This is a genomic window from Thermohalobacter berrensis (assembly GCF_003609645.1).
GTDB lineage: Bacteria > Bacillota > Clostridia > Tissierellales > Thermohalobacteraceae > Thermohalobacter > Thermohalobacter berrensis.
Genome location: NZ_MCIB01000011.1, coordinates 42,069 through 63,138, shown reverse-complemented (window position 1 = coordinate 63,138; position 21,070 = coordinate 42,069). Strand labels below are relative to the sequence as shown.

Annotated in this window: 23 protein-coding genes; 22 read left to right on the top strand and 1 reads right to left on the bottom strand. The window is 29.2% G+C overall.

Going from position 1 to position 21,070, the window contains the following annotated elements; genetic code table 11:
* The first annotated feature begins 136 nt into the window (after positions 1-136).
* The 12 genes from rplU (at position 137) to leuS (ending at position 8,444) form a co-directional block, all read left to right on the top strand.
* Complete coding sequence (gene rplU / locus BET03_RS06685) at positions 137-448, top strand: 50S ribosomal protein L21 (protein ID WP_120168603.1); 312 nt, start codon at positions 137-139, stop codon at positions 446-448.
* 7 nt (positions 449-455) lie between these two features.
* The gene (locus BET03_RS06680) at positions 456-815 is read left to right on the top strand and encodes a ribosomal-processing cysteine protease Prp (RefSeq protein ID WP_120168601.1); all 360 of its coding nucleotides are present in this window, start codon (positions 456-458) and stop codon (positions 813-815) included.
* Positions 802-1,101: a 50S ribosomal protein L27 gene (gene rpmA / locus BET03_RS06675; protein WP_120168599.1), complete on the top strand. Its 300-nt coding sequence runs from the start codon at positions 802-804 to the stop codon at positions 1,099-1,101. Before BET03_RS06680 ends, rpmA begins: the two co-directional genes overlap by 14 nt.
* Before the next feature lie 193 nt (positions 1,102-1,294).
* Positions 1,295-1,951 (top strand): Spo0B domain-containing protein, encoded by a 657-nt coding sequence (locus BET03_RS06670; RefSeq protein ID WP_183108759.1) that lies wholly within the window; start codon positions 1,295-1,297, stop codon positions 1,949-1,951.
* 39 nt (positions 1,952-1,990) lie between these two features.
* On the top strand, positions 1,991-3,265 hold the full coding sequence (gene obgE / locus BET03_RS06665) for a GTPase ObgE (protein ID WP_120168595.1): 1,275 nt from the start codon (positions 1,991-1,993) through the stop codon (positions 3,263-3,265).
* A gap of 29 nt (positions 3,266-3,294) precedes the next feature.
* Positions 3,295-3,585 carry a ribosome assembly RNA-binding protein YhbY gene (yhbY, locus tag BET03_RS06660; RefSeq protein ID WP_120168593.1) on the top strand — a complete coding sequence of 97 codons (291 nt, stop codon included), beginning with the start codon at positions 3,295-3,297 and terminating at the stop codon, positions 3,583-3,585.
* A gap of 57 nt (positions 3,586-3,642) precedes the next feature.
* Positions 3,643-3,792, top strand: a complete 150-nt coding sequence (locus BET03_RS13620; protein ID WP_183108758.1) for a hypothetical protein — start codon at positions 3,643-3,645, stop codon at positions 3,790-3,792.
* A gap of 66 nt (positions 3,793-3,858) precedes the next feature.
* Positions 3,859-4,044: a hypothetical protein gene (locus BET03_RS06655; RefSeq protein WP_120168591.1), complete on the top strand. Its 186-nt coding sequence runs from the start codon at positions 3,859-3,861 to the stop codon at positions 4,042-4,044.
* Positions 4,045-4,166: 122 nt separating this feature from the next.
* Positions 4,167-4,874 (top strand): nicotinate-nucleotide adenylyltransferase, encoded by a 708-nt coding sequence (nadD, locus tag BET03_RS06650; protein WP_120168589.1) that lies wholly within the window; start codon positions 4,167-4,169, stop codon positions 4,872-4,874.
* Positions 4,867-5,448, top strand: coding sequence for a bis(5'-nucleosyl)-tetraphosphatase (symmetrical) YqeK (gene yqeK, locus BET03_RS06645; protein ID WP_243096878.1), 582 nt, complete (start codon positions 4,867-4,869; stop codon positions 5,446-5,448). Before nadD ends, yqeK begins: the two co-directional genes overlap by 8 nt.
* Positions 5,449-5,504: 56 nt before the next feature.
* Positions 5,505-5,861 (top strand): ribosome silencing factor, encoded by a 357-nt coding sequence (gene rsfS, locus BET03_RS06640; protein WP_120168585.1) that lies wholly within the window; start codon positions 5,505-5,507, stop codon positions 5,859-5,861.
* A 108-nt stretch (positions 5,862-5,969) separates the two neighbouring features.
* Positions 5,970-8,444: a leucine--tRNA ligase gene (leuS, locus tag BET03_RS06635; protein WP_120168583.1), complete on the top strand. Its 2,475-nt coding sequence runs from the start codon at positions 5,970-5,972 to the stop codon at positions 8,442-8,444.
* A gap of 43 nt (positions 8,445-8,487) precedes the next feature.
* Here the strand turns inward: leuS and BET03_RS06630 are convergent, their stop codons facing one another.
* On the bottom strand, positions 8,488-9,807 hold the full coding sequence (locus BET03_RS06630) for a D-alanyl-D-alanine carboxypeptidase family protein (protein WP_120168581.1): 1,320 nt from the start codon (positions 9,805-9,807) through the stop codon (positions 8,488-8,490).
* A 211-nt stretch (positions 9,808-10,018) separates the two neighbouring features.
* On the opposite strand from BET03_RS06630, the gene BET03_RS06625 reads away from it, so the two are divergent.
* The 10 genes from BET03_RS06625 to BET03_RS06580 all read left to right on the top strand — a co-directional run bounded on the left by BET03_RS06625 (position 10,019) and on the right by BET03_RS06580 (position 21,030).
* The gene (locus tag BET03_RS06625) at positions 10,019-10,660 is read left to right on the top strand and encodes a helix-hairpin-helix domain-containing protein (RefSeq protein WP_207666043.1); all 642 of its coding nucleotides are present in this window, start codon (positions 10,019-10,021) and stop codon (positions 10,658-10,660) included.
* A gap of 12 nt (positions 10,661-10,672) precedes the next feature.
* Positions 10,673-11,716, top strand: coding sequence for a selenide, water dikinase SelD (gene selD, locus BET03_RS06620; RefSeq protein WP_120168576.1), 1,044 nt, complete (start codon positions 10,673-10,675; stop codon positions 11,714-11,716).
* A 19-nt stretch (positions 11,717-11,735) separates the two neighbouring features.
* Entirely contained in the window at positions 11,736-13,151 is a 1,416-nt protein-coding gene (selA, locus tag BET03_RS06615; protein WP_120168574.1) for an L-seryl-tRNA(Sec) selenium transferase, read from the top strand.
* A gap of 11 nt (positions 13,152-13,162) precedes the next feature.
* Positions 13,163-15,064, top strand: coding sequence for a selenocysteine-specific translation elongation factor (gene selB / locus BET03_RS06610; protein WP_120168572.1), 1,902 nt, complete (start codon positions 13,163-13,165; stop codon positions 15,062-15,064).
* A gap of 78 nt (positions 15,065-15,142) precedes the next feature.
* Positions 15,143-15,835: a response regulator transcription factor gene (locus tag BET03_RS06605; protein WP_120168570.1), complete on the top strand. Its 693-nt coding sequence runs from the start codon at positions 15,143-15,145 to the stop codon at positions 15,833-15,835.
* A 160-nt stretch (positions 15,836-15,995) separates the two neighbouring features.
* Positions 15,996-17,261: a sensor histidine kinase gene (locus BET03_RS06600; protein WP_243096877.1), complete on the top strand. Its 1,266-nt coding sequence runs from the start codon at positions 15,996-15,998 to the stop codon at positions 17,259-17,261.
* A 39-nt stretch (positions 17,262-17,300) separates the two neighbouring features.
* Positions 17,301-18,140: a GerMN domain-containing protein gene (locus BET03_RS06595; protein ID WP_120168568.1), complete on the top strand. Its 840-nt coding sequence runs from the start codon at positions 17,301-17,303 to the stop codon at positions 18,138-18,140.
* Between the two features lie 522 nt (positions 18,141-18,662).
* Positions 18,663-19,292 carry a hypothetical protein gene (locus tag BET03_RS06590; RefSeq protein WP_120168566.1) on the top strand — a complete coding sequence of 210 codons (630 nt, stop codon included), beginning with the start codon at positions 18,663-18,665 and terminating at the stop codon, positions 19,290-19,292.
* Positions 19,293-19,296: 4 nt separating this feature from the next.
* Positions 19,297-20,583 (top strand): ABC transporter permease, encoded by a 1,287-nt coding sequence (locus BET03_RS06585; RefSeq protein WP_120168564.1) that lies wholly within the window; start codon positions 19,297-19,299, stop codon positions 20,581-20,583.
* A gap of 36 nt (positions 20,584-20,619) precedes the next feature.
* Positions 20,620-21,030 carry an FtsX-like permease family protein gene (locus tag BET03_RS06580; protein WP_120168562.1) on the top strand — a complete coding sequence of 137 codons (411 nt, stop codon included), beginning with the start codon at positions 20,620-20,622 and terminating at the stop codon, positions 21,028-21,030.
* The last annotated feature ends 40 nt before the right edge of the window (positions 21,031-21,070 follow it).

The following is a 21,070-nucleotide window of genomic DNA, read 5'->3' as shown; positions in this document are numbered from 1 at the left end:
ATGAAAGTTTAAGAATCTGTTGACAAATTTTTAATAATCTGATACAATCACTATGTGTTTGTTGAAGCCGCATAATGCGGGTCTAAAACGAAGTACCCGGCATTAGCGAGACTGGTTAGAGGAGGTGTAAATAATAATGTATGCGGTAATTGAAACAGGAGGAAAACAATATAGGGTACAAGAAGGAGATACAATTTTTATTGAGAAAATTGAAGGAAAAGAAGGAGAAGAAATTAAGTTTGATAAAGTCCTTCTTGTATCAGAGAATGGAGACATTAAAGTTGGAAAGCCTTATATTGATGGTGTAACTGTTGATGGTAAAATTTTAGAACATGGAAAAGGTAAGAAGATTATTATATTTAAGTATAAGGCTAAAAAAGGTTATAGAAAGAAGCAAGGACACCGTCAACCTTATACAAAAGTTGAAATTCAAAAAATTAATGGATAGTTGAGATATGACTAAAGTTAGAATTTTTACAAATGATAAAGGAAAAATTATTAAATATATTATTAAAGGGCACACTGGATTTGAAAGAAGTGGCAGAGACATTTTGTGTTCTGCCGTATCCACTTTAAGTCAAACTGCCCTTATAGCCCTGAATGAAGTTTGTGATATACCTGAAAAAGATATAGATTTTAAAGTTGAAGATGGATATTTAGAAGTAAATATTCCTCGTAATTTAGATATAGAAAAGCGAATGAAGACTGATATAGTTTTAGATACTATGTTAGTAGGTATTAAAGCTTTAATAAAAGAGTATCCAGAGTACTTAACTCTCGAATTTAGGGAGGTGAAAAACAATGATAAAGATTAATCTTCAGTTATTTGCACATAAAAAAGGTGTTGGTAGTTCAAAAAACGGACGTGACAGTGAATCAAAAAGACTAGGAGTAAAAAGAGCAGATGGACAATTTGTACTAGCAGGAAATATTTTAGTTAGACAAAGAGGTACAAAAATTCATCCGGGGCTAAATGTAGGTAGAGGTGGAGACGATACATTATTTGCAAAAGTAGATGGAATAGTTAAATTTGAAAGAAAAGGTAAAAATAAAAAGCAAGTTAGTGTTTATCCAAAGGAAGCATTAGTTAATGCAAAGTAGCCTACCATATTTGGTAGGTTTTTTTATGTTTTTAGTGTTACAGGGGGGTGGTATTATCAAAGGGTTAATACCAAAAAACGGGAAAGGCAAGCAATTGATTTTTAGTATTACCAATTTTATTTTAGTAATTGTTTACATAAATCTTACTATTCTATCGCCAAATTATAGATATAATATTTATCGTGGGATAGTATTGGCAGGTGTTGTTCTAATCAACTTATTGTTAATATTACATTTTAAATTTGAGAATAAAAGAAATACTAAAGATAATAGAAAAAGATACTTAATAAATTACAAAAGTTTAATTAGAGAACAAAGGCATGACTATATGAATATACTTCAAATAGTATATGGTTATATACAATTAAATAAAAAAGATAAAGCAATAGAATATGTTGATAGAACTACTAAAATGAGTACAGTAATAAGTAAATTGTATAGATTATCAATATTATCTTTTTCTCTTTTTATTGATAAAAAAATAAGAGAATTTTATAATGAAGGAATAGAAGTATTATGTGATGTAAAAAATGAAACAGACTTAGAGTTTAGAGAAGCTAAAGAAGAAGAATCAATTGTTTTACGACTAAATAAAATTTTAGATATAGTCAAGGATTATTCAATTCAATCTGATGATAAAGAAATTATTATGGGAATATATGAGTATAATAATGGAATAGATATAGTTATTAGTAAATCTATGGAAAGTACTGTAATAAAAAACATAAGAAAAATACATGATGAAGTTTATACTAATAACAAAGAGTTAATGATTAGTTTTAAATTTAATTCTGTTTATAACCTTAATTCTAATAAGACAGATGTATCTAATATATTATATAATTCATAATAATATTAGAACTAAATATGGCATAAAGGGATGATGTCTATGTTTGTAGATAATGTAAAGATATATGTAAAAGGTGGAAATGGAGGACATGGTGCAGTAGCCTTTAGAAGAGAAAAATATGAACCTTCCGGTGGACCAGCCGGAGGAGACGGTGGTAATGGTGGTAGTGTAATACTTAAAGTTGACGAGGGATTAAAAACACTAATGGATTTTAGATATAAGCGTCATTATAAAGCTGAAAATGGAGAAAATGGGAAGTCAAAAAATCAATTTGGAAAAAAAGGAAAAGATTTAATTTTAAAGGTTCCTCCTGGAACTGTTGTTAAAGATGAAGAGAGTGGAAATATTATAGCTGATTTAATAGAAAATGGTGATACTTTTATAGTTGCTAAAGGTGGTAGAGGAGGAAGAGGTAACTCAAAATTTGCCACTTCTACTAGAAGAGCGCCCAGGTTTGCAGAAGCAGGAGATAAAGGTGAGGAAAGATGGATAGTATTAGAACTTAAACTGATTGCAGATGTAGGATTGGTTGGTTTTCCTAATGTAGGAAAATCCACTTTATTATCAGTTGTATCAGCAGCAAAGCCTAAAATTGCAAATTACCATTTTACTACATTGAAACCTAATTTAGGAGTAGTTAACTTAGGTGAAGGACAAAGTTTTGTAATGGCTGATATACCAGGATTGATTGAAGGAGCCCATGAAGGAGTAGGTTTAGGTCATGAGTTTTTAAGGCATATTGAAAGAACTAAGTTAATTGTTCACTTAATTGACGTATCTTCTCAAGACGGTAGAGATCCTGTAGAAGACTTTTATAAAATAAATGAAGAATTACAAAAATATAGTTCAAAGTTAGCAAAAAAACCTCAAATTGTTGTAGCAAATAAAATAGATTTACCCCAGTCTAAGGAAGGCTATGATAAGCTAGCCAAAGAGATGGAAAAGTTAGGACACAAAGTTTTACCTATTTCAGCTGTAACTGGAGAAGGTATTGATAAATTAAAATATATAATATGGGATAAGTTACAAAATATTGAGGAAGATCCTATATTTGAAGAAGTTAAAGAGAAAGTGTATGATTTTAAAGAAAATAGACAAGAGGTAATAGTTAAAAAAGAGGGAGACAAATATATAGTTGAAGGTTATCCAATAGAAAAATTACTTAAATCTACTAACTTTGATGATTTAGATTCACTTAGACATTTTCAAAATATCATGAAAAAAAGAGGAATATTTGATGAACTTAAAAAATTAGGTATTAAAGACGGAGAAACAGTAAGTGTTTGTGGATATGAATTTGAATTCTTTGAATAGGCTAAATTATAAACAAAGGAGGAAAATCTGTGTTAACTGGAAAGCAAAGAAGCTATTTAAAAAGTTTAGCTCATAATATAGATCCTATATTACAGATAGGTAAAAATGGGATTAGTGAAAACTTAGTAAAGCAAATAGATGATGCACTAGAAGCAAGAGAAATTATAAAGGTTAAAATATTAAATAATAGTTTTTTAGATACGAAAGAAACAGCAAACAAATTGGCAAAATTGACTAAATCAGAGTTTGTACAAAGTATAGGAAATAAATTTGTTTTATATAGAGAATCTAAAGACAAAAAGAAAATAGAACTTCCATAATTGAGTATAAAATTATATCCCCCCGGACAAAATATATAATACCGGGGGGATTAATTTATGAGAAGATTAAGAATCAGAAAAGGTACAAAAGATGATTCTTTTATTGAAGAATGTGTAAAAGAAGCCAAAAACATTACTGGAGTTGTTTGTGGAGAGTTTCCTAAACCTCCAGGGCGTATGAACAGAAGAATAGGGCGTAGAAAATAAAAATAAGTAAAGGGATTGGTTTTTACCAATCTCTTTAATTTAACTTAAGGGGAGTGCAAAAAGAATATGGATAATTTGGATAAGCTAAATCACTTATATAACAAAGGGTTTAAGTGTATAAGATATGAAGATGGAGAAGAAGGGGAATTTAGAGCTTATTTTAAAAATTTCGAAACAGAACAAATAGATTCTATTAAATCTTATAATGAAGAAGAAATTACAGAAATGAAAAATTTTATAGACAGTAGGTAAGGATTAAGGACTAAAAGTCTTTAATCCTTTTTTTTACTTTTAAAATAGAATGTTATGGTGTAAAATTAATGTATGACTGATTGATTATTTCTGCATTTTCAAAAGCTAAGAGGTGTATTAAAATGAACATAGATAATTTGCTTGAAAAGGCATTAAATGAAAATAATAAAAAACAAAGGAATAATTTAGAAAGTATTAGCAAATTTGGTAAAATTGCTATAATGGGAGGAACTTTTGATCCTATACATATAGCTCATTTATCAATAGCAGAAGAAATTAGGGAAAGGTTTAATTTTAATAGAGTTATATTTGTACCTGCTGGTAATCCTCCACATAAAGATTGTAGTAGGATTACAAGTTCTAAACATAGATATCTAATGACAGTTTTAGCAACATATACTAATCCTTATTTTGAGGTTTCTTCTTTTGAAGTAGAAAAGGAAGAAACCACTTATACTATTGATACAGTTAAGGCGTTTAAAGAACTGTATAAAGATGAAACTGAAATATATTTTGTAATTGGTGCAGATACTATCTTAGAATTAATAACATGGAAAGATATTGATAAACTATTTAAGTTGTGTAGTTTTATTGGTGTACCTAGACCCAATATTAGATTAGATAAGATTAAAAAAGAGATAAATAAACTTAATCATAAGTTTAAGAGTAGAATTTACCTATCTCCTGTATCACAATTACAAATATCTTCTACAGATATTAGAAGGCGAGTAAAGGAGAATAAATCTATAAAATATCTTCTTCCAGAATCAGTTGAAAATTATATTTATAAGAATAAACTATACATAAAACAAAATAATCTAAATGGGTGATTACATGGTAGAAATAGGCATAATTCACAAAAAATTGAGGGAAAATATAGGTAAGGAAAGATATTTACATTCAATTAGGGTAATGGATACAGCAAAGGAGCTTGCTAGTTTTTATAACTGTGATATAAATAAAGCAGAATTGGCAGGACTATTACATGATTGTGGTAAAATTCAAGATAAGGGTCTTTTATTGAAAATGATAAAGGATTTTGGTATAATTCTAGATAATATTATGGAAAAAAATATAAATCTAGTCCATGGCCCTTTGGGGGCAGAAATTGTAAAAAGAGTTTATAATATTCATGATACTGATATTATTAATGCTATTAAATTCCACACAACTGGAAGGCCTAATATGAGTTTATTAGAGAAAATTATCTATATAGCCGATTATATTGAGCCTGAAAGGGAGTTTGATGGCTTAGAAAAGATTAGAAAGCTAGCATTTAATAACTTAGATAAGGCTATTTTACACGCAATGAATAATACCATAAAATATGTTATTGATAAAGGAGTTTTATTACATATTGATACTGTAAAAGCTAGAAATTATTTTCTATCAGTAGTTAAATAATACTAATATACTTACTTATAAAGCTAACAAAACAAAAATTATAGGAGGTTAATTAAGTGGTAAATGTTACAGATGAAAAAATTTCAGCTATACTAAAGGCAGCTGACGATAAAAAAGCTTTTAATAAAAGAGTATTAGATATAACTAAGTTAACAGCTATAGCTGATTATTTTGTGATTTTAAGTGGGAACAATGAAAGACAAGTTTTAGCAATAGCAGACGGAATAGAAGATAAAATGGAAGAAGAAGGCTATAAGCTTAAAAATAAAGAAGGATATAAAACTAGTAGATGGGTATTATTAGACTATGGTGATATAGTTGTTCATATTTTTCATAAAGAGGATAGGGAATTTTATAACCTAGAAAGACTTTGGATAGATGCCAAAGAACTTAAAATAGAGGATATCACTTAATATAATTTTAAAACTAAGTGTTATTTTATAGAGAATATTAATTCTCGCTCATATGAGACTGGGAATTTTTTATTATTTTAAAGGTATATTTAAAAAGGAGGGTATATAATGGCTTATAATTTTAGTAAAATAGAGAAAAAGTGGGAACAAAAATGGGAACAAGACGATTCCTTTGCTACTTATGAAACAGATAAACAGAAATATTATGTATTAGAAATGTTTCCATATCCATCAGGTAAAATACATATGGGACATGTAAGAAATTATTCAATTGGTGATGTTGTTGCAAGGTTTAAAAAGATGAGAGGGTTTAATGTATTACATCCTATGGGATGGGATGCATTTGGTTTACCAGCTGAGAATGCAGCTATTAAACATGGAATTCATCCTAATAAGTGGACTTTAGAAAATATTGATGATATGCGTAACCAACTTAAAAGATTAGGATTAAGTTATGATTGGAATAGAGAAGTAGCAACTTGTTCAGAAGATTATTATAAATGGACTCAATGGTTTTTCTTAAAGCTATATGAAAAGGGATTAGCTTATAAAAAGAAGTCTTCTGTTAATTGGTGTCCTTCATGTGAAACAGTATTAGCTAATGAACAGGTTGTAAATGGAGCATGTGAAAGATGTGATACTCCAGTAGGGAAAAAAGAATTAGATCAATGGTATTTTAAGATAACGGATTATGCAGATAGATTATTGGATGATATAGAAAAACTTAAAGGTTGGCCGGAAAAAGTTAAGATAATGCAAAAAAATTGGATTGGTAAAAGTAAAGGTGCTGAAATTGATTTCGAGATAAAAGATTTTGATAAAAAGCTTAGGGTATTTACTACAAGACCAGATACTATATATGGTGCAACTTATATGGTGTTAGCTCCAGAACATCCTTATGTTTTAGATCTTGTTAAGGAAACTGAATATGAGGAAGAAATAATTAATTTTAGAAAAGAAATGGAAAGAACCTCTGAAATTGATAGAACTTCAGCTAATGCTGAAAAAGTTGGATTATTTACAGGTAGGTATGCTATAAATCCTTTAACTAAAAAAGAAATACCTATATATATTGCAAATTATGTTCTAATTGATTATGGAACGGGAGCAATAATGGCAGTTCCAGCCCACGATGAAAGAGACTTTGAATTTGCTAAAAAATATGATTTACCAGTTATTCCTGTAATTAAGCCAGAAAATGAGGAAATTGATTTAGAAAATATTAAAAAACCATATACAGATAATGGGGTAATGATTAATTCAGATAAGTTTAATGGACTAAATAATGAAGAAGCAAAATCAAAAATAGTTAAATATTTAGAAGAAGAGAAAATCGGTAAAGAATCTATAAACTATAAACTTAGAGATTGGTTAATTTCAAGACAAAGATATTGGGGAACTCCAATACCTATAATCTATTGTGATGAGTGTGGAATTGTACCAGTACCAGAAGAAGATTTACCAGTTCTTCTACCAAAGGATGTAGAGTTTACAGGAAAAGGTAAATCTCCATTAGATACAAACGAAGAGTTTGTAAATACTACTTGTCCTAAATGTGGAAAAAAAGCTAAAAGAGAAACTGATACTATGGATACATTTGTTGATTCATCATGGTATTTCTTCAGATACACTGATTCCAATAATGATAATATGCCTTTTGATAAGAATAAGGCAAATTATTGGATGAAAGTTGATCAATATATCGGTGGGGTAGAGCATGCTATACTACACCTATTATACTCAAGATTTTTTGTTAAGGTATTACATGATGTTGGGCTTTCACCAGTAGATGAACCATTTGAAAACCTACTAACACAAGGTATGGTATTAAAAGATGGTGCTAAAATGTCAAAATCAAAAGGTAATGTTGTAAGTCCAGAGGAAATAATACAAAATTATGGTGCAGACACAGCTAGATTATTTGTGCTTTTCGCGGCACCACCTGAAAGAGACTTAGAATGGAGCGACCAAGGGGTTGAAGGTTGTTATAGGTTCTTAAATAGAGTTTATAGATTGGTAGAAGATTTAACATTTATTTACGATGATAATAGTGAAATAAAAGTGGATAGTCTTGATAAATCAGATAAAGAATTAAGATATGTACTACACTCAACAATTAAGAAGGTAACAGAAGATATAGAAGAAAGGTTTAATTTCAATACAGCTATAAGTAGTATTATGGAACTAGTTAATGAAATATATAAATATAAAGATAACGAAGAATTAAATAGTGTTAAAAAGGCTGTATTAAGTGAAGCTATAGATAATCTATTAATATTATTGTCACCTTTTTCACCACATATCACTGAGGAATTATGGCATATTACAGGCAAAGATAGTAGCGTTCATGATGAAAGCTGGCCTGAATATGATAAAAATGCTACTGTAAAAGATGAAATTACTGTTGTTGTTCAAGTTAATGGAAAAGTAAGGGATAGAATAGTTGTTGATTCAGGAATTAGTAAGGAAGATATGGAAAAAGAGGCTTTAGCAAGTGAAAAGGTTAAAAACTATATAGATGGTAAAGATATTAAAAAAGTAATTGTTGTACCTAAAAAATTAGTTAATATAGTAGCAAAGTAGGTAAATATAAATTAACCGGCCGTATATACGGCCGGTTAATTTATTAGTAATATTTTTTTGAATTATTATAACTATAGATTAAACCTCTTTTATACCTTCTCTTTTTTCTTTTATATCTTTTATATGCTATACGTGTTCTCCAACCTGCGAATAATAATATTGGCCATATCCACCATTTCTTTAATATTGAATCTTTATTGTCTGTTTTATTGACCACTTGAAAAATTCCTTTTTGATTTACATCTATTGCAGAAATAATATTTACAAATCCTAAGGTTTCACCATTTAAGGAAAATTCAATCCTTCCTAAAACTTGTCCTTTTGTTACAGGAGCTGATATTTTATCAGGGAGAACAATTTTCCTTTTGATTTTGTCTATTTCATCTTCTGAAACTGTTAAGAAAAATGGCTTTTCTACTATAGCCGTAGCAAAAGAAACATTGCCATGTTCCACTTTTATATTTTGAATATATTCATTTTTAAAAGCAAACTGCTTGTTAATAAAATTATTAAAACCATAATTTAATAATTTGTGAGTATCAACATAAACATTTGTACCTATTGCTTTTAAAACTACACTAATTAGCTCTTGGTTTCCACGTTTAGCAGAAGCAACAAGACACTGTTGCGCTTCATAGGTATAGCCTGTTTTTATACCAGTAATACCATCATATTTTATATCTACAATCTTACCATCTACCCTTATTCTATTTCCTGGACCTGTAGCATAAAGTAATCTATTTGAAGTTATTAAATATCTAGTTTTCTCTTTTTTATTTGTTGGACCAATTGTATACCTATATTTTTTTACAATATCCCTGAAAGTATCATTATTCATAGAATATTTGGCTATCATTGCTAAATCATATGCAGTTGTTACATGTTCTTTATTTGTTAGTCCATGAGGATTGACAAAATGTGTATTTTTTGCACCTATTTCCTTAGCCTTTTTATTCATAAGCTTAGAAAATTCCTCTACAGACCCTGAGATATGTTTAGCAATAACAACTGCAGCATCATTAGCAGATTCGATTAAAAGGGCATGTAATAGGTCATTAAATGTTACTACTTCACCAGGTTCTAATGCTATGTGACTTCCCTCTATTTCATATGGGGTTTTATCATCAACTATAACTTGTTCATTAAGAATTCCTTTCTCTATAGCTAGTATTCCAGTCAATATTTTGGTAGTACTAGCTGGATACATTTTTTTATGAGGATTTTTAGAATAAAGTATTTTACCGGTTTTAGCATCTATCAAAATAGCAGCTTCTGCTGATATACTAGGTTTATCTGCAAAGCTTATGTTTGATATGGAGACTAGTAAAACTAATGCTAAGATTAATGATGTAGCTTTTTTCAATATCTATCACCTCATTGCTAAGATATAGTCATAATATAAGTATATCAAAAATTATGTCATTTTTTAATATATTACATTGAACTTTGTACTGTAGACCTAGCTATCTTAAAAAAAACTAAGGAATAAAGGAAAAACATGAAAAAAATAGAATTATTTTAGTAAAACTTTTATTGGGGTGATAACTTTGGTTTCCTTTACAAAAAAAGAACAAATGGTTATACTAGTATTGATTATGGCTATAATTGCTATTATAGGATACAATATAATTAATAATAAGGATATAGAGATAGAAAGCAAACAAGATTTAGAAACAGAGAAATCTAAAGAATTTGTCGAATCAGAAACACAAAAAGAAGATATAAATAGCTCTTTACAAGATAATGAAGTGAATAATGAAAAGGAAAATAATGAAATAATGGTACATGTTTGTGGACAGGTTAAAAATTCTGGAGTAGTAGTTTTAAAAGAAGGAAGTAGGATTATAGATGCTATAAACTTAGCAGGAGGACCAACAAAAGAGGCGGATATTCATAAACTAAATCTTGCAAGAAAACTAAAAGATGAAGAGAGGATATATGTTCCTAAAATAGGAGAAAAAGTAGAGGAAAATTCAATAAATGCTAGTATAGTAAATAACCAGAACAGTGGTAAGAACAATGGAAAAATTAATATTAATTCTGCTACAAAAGAGGAATTAAAGAGTCTTCCTGGAATTGGTGATGTTATTGCAACAAGAATCATTGATTATAGAAATAAAAGGGATTTTAAAAGGATTGAAGAAATAATGAATGTTTCAGGAATTGGTGAAAAGAAATTTAATGATATAAAAGAATTAATAGTGATTGGAAGATAGAGGGGGATAGATATGAGTAAGAAAGAAAAAAGACTTACAGCTTTAACTAAGACATCAGGCTGAGCAGCTAAAATAGGTCCTGAGACCTTGGCACAGGTTCTGTGTCAAATACCTAAAATGGAAGATAAAAATTTGTTAGTAGGAATAGATACTTCAGATGATGCTGCGGTTTATAAAATTAATGATAACACAGCATTAATTCAGACTGTAGATTTTTTTACACCTGTAGTTGATGATCCTTATACTTTTGGGCAAATTGCAGCAGCTAACTCCCTAAGTGATATATATGCTATGGGTGGAGAGCCTAAATTAGCAATGAATATTATTTGTTTTCCAAATTGCCTTTCTCTAAATATAATGGCAGAAATCTTAAAAGGTGGCTATGATAAAGTAAAAGAATCAGGAGCCCTCTTAGTAGGAGGACATACTGTAGAAGATGAAGAGCCAAAATATGGATTATCAGTTAGTGGTTTTATACATCCAGAAAAAATATTAACTAATAATAATGCCCAAGTAGGAGATTTATTAGTATTAACTAAACCAATAGGATTAGGTATAATTAATACAGCAATTAAAGCTGATATGATAGATGATGAGACTTATAATAAAGCTGTAGATGTTATGAGGACATTAAATAAAACTCCGAAGGATGCTATGATAAAAGTAGGAGTAAATGCTTGTACAGATGTTACTGGTTTTGGGCTACTTGGACATACTCTAGAAATGGCAGAAGGTAGTAATGTTACTATAAAACTATATGTAAGTAAAATACCAATGATAAAAAAGGCATTAAAACTAGCTGAAATGGGGTTAGTACCAGCAGGTGCATATTCAAATATGAGTTTTGTAGGAGATAAAGTTTATTTTAGTGATGAAATACCACAAAATAAACAGGATATATTATTCGACCCACAGACTTCAGGGGGATTGCTAATTTCAGTAAGTAATGATAAAGCTGATGAATTATTAAGAGAACTTAAGGATAATCCTTTTGAATATGCAATAATAGGAGAAGTTATTGAAAAGGGAGAACATCCAATAATTGTAAAAAAATAATAGATTGGAAGGATGAAATATGAAAGATAAAGCAAAGCTTTTTAGTAAATTACCAAAAGTAGATCAAGTACTTTCAAATGACAATATAAAGAAACTAATGAAAAGGATTCCAAGGGACATAATTGTTGAATCAATAAGAGAAGAGCTTGATCTTTTAAGAAAAAAAATTAAAGATGGAATAATAATTTCACTTAAAGAATTAGAAAAAGAGATTATAAAACTTCCAAACAATGTAACTAGCAATGCTAATGAAAAAATAAAACCTAAATTTAAAAGGGTGATAAATGCAACAGGTGTAGTTATACATACTAATCTTGGAAGATCACTTATTAGTCCTAAGATTATTGATCATATTAAAGATGTAACTACAAATTACTCTAATCTGGAATTTGATTTAGATGAAGGTAAAAGGGGATCAAGATATAGTCATATAGAAGAGATTATTGCAAAAGTAACTGGTGCAGAAAGTGCTATGGTTGTTAATAATAATGCAGCTGCAGTTTTATTGGTATTAAGCACAATAGCTAAAGAAAAAGAGGTTGTAGTATCTAGAGGAGAATTAGTTGAGATTGGAGGCTCATTTAGAGTACCTGATGTAATGGAACAAAGTGGAGCTAAATTGGTAGATGTTGGTACCACCAATAAAACCCATATTTGGGACTATGAAAGAGCAATAGGAGAAGATACAGCAGCACTATTAAAGGTACATACTAGTAATTATAGAATACTAGGATTTACCTCTAGTGTTAAACTAGAAGATTTAGTTAAATTAGGAGAAAGGTATAACATTCCTGTTGTTGAGGATTTAGGAAGTGGTGTATTAGTTGATCTAAGTAAATATGGGTTACAATATGAACCAACGGTACAAGAATCTATAAAAGCTGGAGTAGATATTGTAACCTTTAGTGGAGATAAACTATTGGGAGGTCCACAAGCTGGTATTATTATAGGAAAAAAGAAATACATAGATGAAATGAAGAAAAATCCATTGACAAGAGCTATAAGAATAGATAAATTTACTATTTCTGCCCTTGAAGCTACTTTAAGATTATATTTAAATGAAGAAGATGCTATTAAAAATATACCAACACTTAAGATGCTTACTACTTCATTAAATGAACTTGAAAAAAAAGCACAAATTTTGTATAGAAAGATAGATGAAAAAGTTGAAGATAATATAAGTATTAAGATCACTGATCAATTCTCTCAAGTTGGTGGAGGGTCAATGCCTTTAGAGGAAATTCCAACAAAGGCTATTATGATTTCTTCTAATAACCATAGTGTTTCAAACATTGAAAGAAAATTAAGGAAATTTCATACCCCAATAGTCGCAAGGATATATAAAGATAATCTATTTATTGATTTGCGAACGGTTAAGGATGAAGAACTAGACATAATAGCAGAAGGATTAAAATTTGCTATTGAAAATGTGTAAGGGGGTTTACCATGAAGAACATAATAATTGGTACTGCTGGACATATAGACCATGGAAAAACTGAACTTATTAGGGCTTTAACTGGAACAGATACAGATAGATTGAAAGAAGAAAAGGAAAGAGGTATATCCATTGAACTTGGATTTACATATTTTGATTTACCTAGTGGAAGAAGAGCCGGAATAATAGATGTTCCAGGCCATGAAAGGTTTATAAAGAACATGTTAGCTGGAGTTGCTGGAATAGATATTGTTATTTTAGTTATTGCTGCAGATGAAGGAGTAATGCCACAAACTAAGGAACATTTAGACATATTAAATATGCTTAATATAAAAAAAGGAATAGTTGCCTTAACCAAGATTGACTTAGTTGATGATGAATGGCTTAACTTGGTTAAGGAAGATATAAAGGAACATTTAAAAGGAACTTTTTTAGAGAGTAGTCCTGTTATTGAAGTATCATCAATTAAGGGAATAGGAATAAATAAATTAATAAATACAATAGATAAACTTACAGAAGAAGTTGAAGAAAGGGATATAAAAGCAACTCCTCGTTTACCAATAGATAGAGTTTTCACAATTTCAGGATTTGGAACAATAGTAACAGGAACTCTAATAGAAGGAAGAATCAAAGTGGGGGATGAAGTTCAAATTTTCCCAGGAAATAAAATAACTCGAATAAGGTCTATTCAAGTACATGGTAATGATACAGATGTTGCATATGGTGGTCAAAGGGTAGCCATAAACCTAGCAGGAGTGAAAAAAAGCGATATAAATAGAGGAGATGTAGTAGCACCCGTTAATTCTATGGAGCCTACTATGATGCTGGATGTTAAATTAAGGCTCCTTGAAGATTCCCAAAGGATTATAGAAAATAGGACAAGATTAAGACTACATATTGGTACTAATGAAATATTTTGTAGAGCAGTACTATTAGATAAAGATATGTTACTTCCGGGAGAAAGCTGTTATGCTCAATTAAGGTTAGAGGAAAAAATAGTAGCAAAAAGAAAAGATAGATTTATAGTAAGATTTTATTCGCCTATGGTCACAATAGGGGGAGGAGAAATACTAGAGCCTAATCCTAATAAGAAAAAAAGATTTGATGAAGAAGCAATAGAAGAGTTAAAAATAAAAGAACAAGGAGATAACAAAGATATTCTAGAGAAAATAGTTAAAGATAACAGTAAGGATTTCCTTAATGTACAAGAACTATCAAAACTAGCTGTAATGCCAGAAAATCAAATACTAGAAATTATAAATAAATTAGAAGATAGAGTAGTTAAGTTTAACCTTTTAAAGGATACACATATAATCCATAAAGAATTTTATGAGCAGTTAAAAGACGAAATAGTAAATGAGCTTAAGAAGTTTCATAAGAATTATCCTTTAAAATCAGGAATGTTAAAAGAGGAAGTTAGAAGTAAATACTTAGGAGATGTAAAGCCTAAACTAGGGGATAATTTTATAAATAATCTGATAGAAGAAAATATAATAAAACAGATAAAGGAGAACATTGCATTAAAGGAATTTGAGCCTACATTTACGAAAAAGCAAAAGGATATTAAAGAGAAAATAGAAGAAGAATATAAAAAAGCAAGATATAAGCCCCCTAAGAAGGATGAAGTAATTAGTAAATTGGATTATGATAAGAAAGAAATAGAACATGTCTATGAGGCATTATTAGATTTAAATATTTTAATTAAAGCTAAAGAAGGTATAATATTTCATAAAGAAGTTTATGAAAAGGGTATAGAAATAGTGAAGAATTTTATAAGTAAAAATGGATCAATTACATTAGCTGAATTTAGGGATTTAATAGGTACTAGTAGGAAATATGCAATGGCATTGTTAGAATCCTATGACCAACAAAAAATTACAAGACGTATAGAAGATAAAAGGATTTTGTATTAAAAGAAGGATTTATATAGAATAATATCGAATTATACTAAATATATGTCTTTGTGTAAATACTACATATGAGGTGATAAAATGGCCAATAAAATATTAATTGTAGATGATGAACCTTTACTAGTTAAAGGACTAAAATATAGTTTAGAACAAGATGGTTATACTGTTGACGCAGCATATGATGGAAAGGAAGCTTTAGATAAGTTTGAGAAGGATGATTTTGATTTAATTATATTAGATTTAATGCTTCCAAGTATTGATGGACTGGAAGTATGCCAAAAGATTAGACAAAAATCTCAAGTACCAATAATTATGTTAACTGCTAAAGGGGAAGATATAAGTAAAATATTAGGTCTTGAGTATGGGGCTGATGATTATTTAACAAAGCCCTTTAATATATTAGAACTTAAAGCTAGAATAAAAGCTATTCTTAGAAGGGTTAATACAAGTGAAACTAAAATAGGTGAGCAAGTAATAAAGATGGATGATTTTACAATAAATACCCTTGGACGTAAAGTAATAGCAAAAGATAAAGAAATAAATCTTACAGCCAAAGAATTTGACCTATTACTTTTATTAGCTTCAAATCCTGGTAAAGTGTTTAGTAGAGAAGAATTATTAAAAATTATATGGGGCTATGAATACTTTGGAGATTTAAGGACAGTTGATGTACATATTAGAAGATTAAGGGAAAAGATAGAGAAAAATTCAAGTCAACCGGAATATATTTTGACTAAATGGGGAGTTGGTTATTATTTTAGGAATAAAACTTAAAAAGAATGATAGGTTTATTAGTGTTAGGTGGAAGTTAGTTTCCACCTATTTATTATTACTAATAATTTCTCAGATTATTATAAATATATTTATTTCTGAGACACTACTAAATTTGTATCTTCAAGAGAGAAAGGGAGAAATATTAACTAAAGCTAATATTGTGTCTAATAGTATAAAATTCTATTTACCAGAAAATAAATTAATAGTATTAGATGATTTTTTAAGAAGTATAATAAAGGATTATAGTCAAGAAATAGATTCAAGGATTTTAGTGGTTGACAATAGATATAGAGTTAGAACAGATTCATTTGAAGAATTTACAGGAAGAACACTAAAACATACAGAGATACAAAAGGCATTACAGGGAACTAGTAATGCAAGTGTTCATAATTATGAAGGAATTGGACATGTGATGTATGTTGCTGTTCCTATAACACTAAATGAAGAAATAAAAGGGGTAACTTTAATTTCAAGCTCATTGAACACAATATATAGTAAAGTTGAAGATATTAAAAGTAGTTTAAGGTTAATAGGTATTTTAACTACTTTCATAATAGGAATAATTAGCTATTTTGTAGCTGATTTTTTATCAAAACCATTAGAAAAGTTTACACAAGCTATAAAAGAGATGGCGCAGGGGAAATTAGGGAAAAAGGTCCGTATAACTACCAATGATGAATTTAAACAGCTTGGTAGTGCTTTTAATATAATGAGTACAAAGCTTGACCAAGTTGACAAGCAGAGAAAGGACTTTGTTGCAAATGTTTCACATGAGTTAAGAACGCCATTAAGCTCAATTAAATTACTCTCTGAATCACTGATACACCAAAATGAAGATGATATTTCAGTTTATAAGGACTTTTTAAAAAATATTGATTCAGAAATAGATAGATTAAATAATATAATTGATGATTTACTAACATTAGTAGACTTAGATAAAGCTAAGCTAAACTTAGAGTACAAAACTACTTATATAAACTATCTTTTAGAAAATATAATTTCAAACTTAATGCCACTTGCTGATAAAAAGGATATTGATTTAAAATTAATAGAGAAAGAAAAAATACAGATAAAAATAGATCAAAATAAGATTCAACAGGCTATAATAAATATAATTCATAATGCTATTAAATATACACCTGAGGGAGGAAAGGTAGAAGTTACACTATATACAAAAAATAGATATACTATAATTAAAGTCAAAGATAATGGTATTGGAATTCCAAAGGAAAGCCTTCCTAACATTTTTGAAAGATTTTATAGAGTAGATAAAGCTAGATCAAGGAATACTGGTGGAACAGGTTTAGGATTATCTATTGCATATCAAATAGTTACCCTTCATCAAGGAGCAATTGAGGTTGAAAGTGAAGTAGGAAAAGGTAGTACCTTTTATATTAAAATTCCTAATGATATTGATTTATCATAAACTGAACAATTTAAGGGAATTAATTTGGAGGAATAAGTAATGAACAAAAAATTCTTTGTTATAATGATATTTACAATTTTACTTATGGGATGTGTTCAACCTAATATACAGCAAGATAGTGAAAAATATCCCCCAATAAGTCCTTTCCCTAAAAAAGGTAAGACAGAAATAACACTTTATTTTCCAGATGAAAATTTAGAGTTTTTAGTTCCAGAGAAAAGAAAAATGGAAAAATTAGAAATTTCAAAAATAGTTCAAGAACTATTAAATGGAACTAAAAGAAAAGACTTAAAAAATATTATACCTAAAGATACTCAACTACTTTCAACAGATATTATAGGAGAGGTAGCATATGTTAATTTTTCAAAAGAATTAGCTAAAGCCACGATAGAAAAAAATGAATCATTAATAATATATTCCATTGTCAATTCTGTTACACAGTTAGAAGATGTGTCGAAAGTTCAAATTTTAATTGAAGGAGAGTTAAAAGAAGTATTATATAAACATTATAGTATTGATGAACCAAAAAGTCCCAGTGAGTTAATTGTTAATAGGGAATATGTTAGTCCAATGGATACTATAATTAGATACTATGAAAACTTAAAAAAGAAAGATTACCATAGGATATTAAAATTAATAGACATTGAAAATAGGGAAGATATTAATTATTTAACTGTTAGGTCATATTATGAAAAATACTATGAAGACATAGCAAATTATGAAATAAAAAGTTATGTAATCAATGAATATGGGGAAAATATAAATGTGAAAATAAGAATTGATATATATTATAACAATGGAATGAAGAAAAAAGAGGTAACAGAAAATTTAAATCTTATATTTAAAGATGGAAATTATAAAATTACAGATATATTATAAATTATATAGGTAACAAATTTTATCTACTTGTAATTAAATATAGATAATGTTAAGAAATAGCCATTTGAAACCTTATTAAGTTTCAGGTGGCTTTATTTGCTTTCTAATAACTTTTTATGTTTCGTTAATAAGACAGTTGCGAAAATATTATTGTTGACACTAGGGAGCTATGATACACTATTGATTAAGAGGTAAATCTTACCATAAATATTGTAGGTTGTTTTGAAGGATACATTTATATATACAAAACATATAGGAATAATTATTACTCTCTTGGAAGTCAGTTTCTTCAATTCTAGGTTGACACTGTAAAAATTCTTCACAAGCCCTTCAAAATAATCATTCCTCTTTTGACCCCCGTTTAATTAAAAAATTGTTTATATCTACTTAATAGTAAACGGGGATTTTAGATTAATTGCTTTTAAGATGATTCAATATTTTGTTTTGATAAGAATAATTTAGATTTAAAAGAACAATAGTGGAAAATTTTGCTATAATAGATATACTTAGGGGGATTTGGGTATGATTCTATCAATTATAAAGAAGGATTTTATGAGGAATAAGGTTATTAATATTACATTATTATTATTTATTGCCTTATCGGCATTTCTAATGTCCACAGGAACTATGATAATCATACAGCTGTTTGAGTCAATTGACGCCATGTACGAAATTGCTAAACCGCCTCATTTCATGCAGATGCATATGGGGGACTTAGACCAAAAGGAAATAAATAGGTTTGCTAAAAAGATTGATTATGTTAAGGATTGGCAAACAGTTGAGATGGTGAATATCTACGGTGGAAACATATGGATAACAAAATCCGATGGCACAACCTTTTCAATGTCAGATAGCCTTTTGGATATTGGTTTGGTAAAACAAAATCAACAATATGATCTTTTGCTTGACATGGAAAACGAACCAATTTATCCCTCTCAAGGAGAAATTGGTGTACCAATCATTCTATTAGATAGTTATGACATAGAGATTGGAGATACCTTGACAGTTAAAGACGGAGAATATTCTAAGGATTTTGTAGTTTCCTCCTATGTTCGTGATTCACAGATGAACTCAACATTAACTTCATCCACGAGATTTTTAATAAATGAAAAAGATTATGATAAGTTGAAAAAAAAATACCGGAAAAATTGAGTATATGATAGAGTTTTATTTTAATGACACATCTCAGGCAACGAAGTTTCAGACTGCATATGAAAATGAAGGAATGCCTGCAAATGGACCGGGGATTACCTATGAAATTATTAGGCTAATAAGTGGTCTTTCAGATATAATCATGGTGGTTGTAATTGTGTTAGTTAGTTTCTTTTTAATTTTTGTGGTATTTCTTTGCTTAAGATTTACAATACTGACTGTAATGGAAGAGGAGATAAAGTCAATAGGAACTATGAGGGCTATTGGGATGTCATATGATAATATTAGTAAGATTTACATGATGAAGTATAAGGTGTTGGCAATTACAGGATGCAGTATAGGATACATAATTTCTATATTTGCTAACAAACTATTTACATCACATATTACCAAAACTTTTGGTGAACCTAAAATGAATTTTATTGCTGTATTTATTCCAATCCTTGTAGTATTCTTTGTGTATTTGATAGAAGTGAATTTCTGTAAGAAAATTATGAGAAAAATAAAAAAGGTTACTGTTGTAGATGCACTTGTAAGTGGTGGGAATAGAGATGTAACTAAAATGTCAAAGTTGATAAAGTATATGCCACTTTACAGATTTAAAAATTTACCTGTTAATTTACTAGTTGGGACTAGACAAGTATTAATAAAGAGTAAGGCATGGTTTGTAATGTTCTTTGTTATGCTTATTGCAACAAGTATCATGTTGGTTCCATTAAACCTGCTTAACACGTTTAAGTCACCACAATTTATAACTTATATGGGCCAGTCAATGAATGACATAATCATATCAGTAACTGTACCTGAAAGGCTTATGGAAAAATACGCTAAAATATCGGCTATTCTCAATGGAGATAGAGATGTCAAGGAGTATAGTGTAGAAGCTGACGTGGTATATGAAGCAATTAATAAAGATGGTGAATGGATAAACTTACATGTTAATTGTAGTGATGTTGCTAACAGGGAACTTCAGTATCTTAAAGGAAATGCACCTATGAATGAAAATGAAATTGCTCTTTCTTTAATGAATGCTAATGAGATGGGGGTAAATGTAGGAGATTTCATAACTATGCGGATAAATGGAGAAGAAATAGGTATTGTTATTTCTGGTATTTATCAGGATGTGACTAGTGGAGGTTATACAGCCAAGATGGTACGTCCTTATGCTACAGAAGATGTGGAAGGATATTCCTTCTTCATTAATGTAAAAGATGGCGTGGACGTTGAAAAGAAGGTAGATTTATATAAAAATACAATGGGAATAGATGTAGAAGTTAAGGCCATGGAATAATTCGTTGACCAGACCTTAGGGGGGGTAACTAGTCAGTTGAGTAAAGCAGTGTATGCTGTTGCAGTTATGGTAGTGTGTCTTGTAGTATTAATTACGGTACTGTTTCTGAAGTTACAGACTGCAAAAGAATATTCACAAATTGCTATTATGAAAGCAATTGGTTTTTCTGTATTAGATATTAGAAAACAGTATCTAGTAAAGGTAAGTTTAGTTTCTTTACTCGGTGTAATAGTTGGTACGTTACTAGCAAATACCCTTGGCGAATTAATAGTAAGTAACATTTTTAGTATTATTGGACTAGGAATTTCAAAAATTTCTTTTATTATTAATCCATTAGAAGCATATTTATTGTGTCCACTTGCTATTTTAGCAATTGTTATGCTAGTAACATGGGTTTGTACCATAGGGTTTAAAAATTATAGTATTATTGATCTTATTAATGAATAATAAAAATTGAAGTTTGTATAGATATAAAGGGGGAAACAAA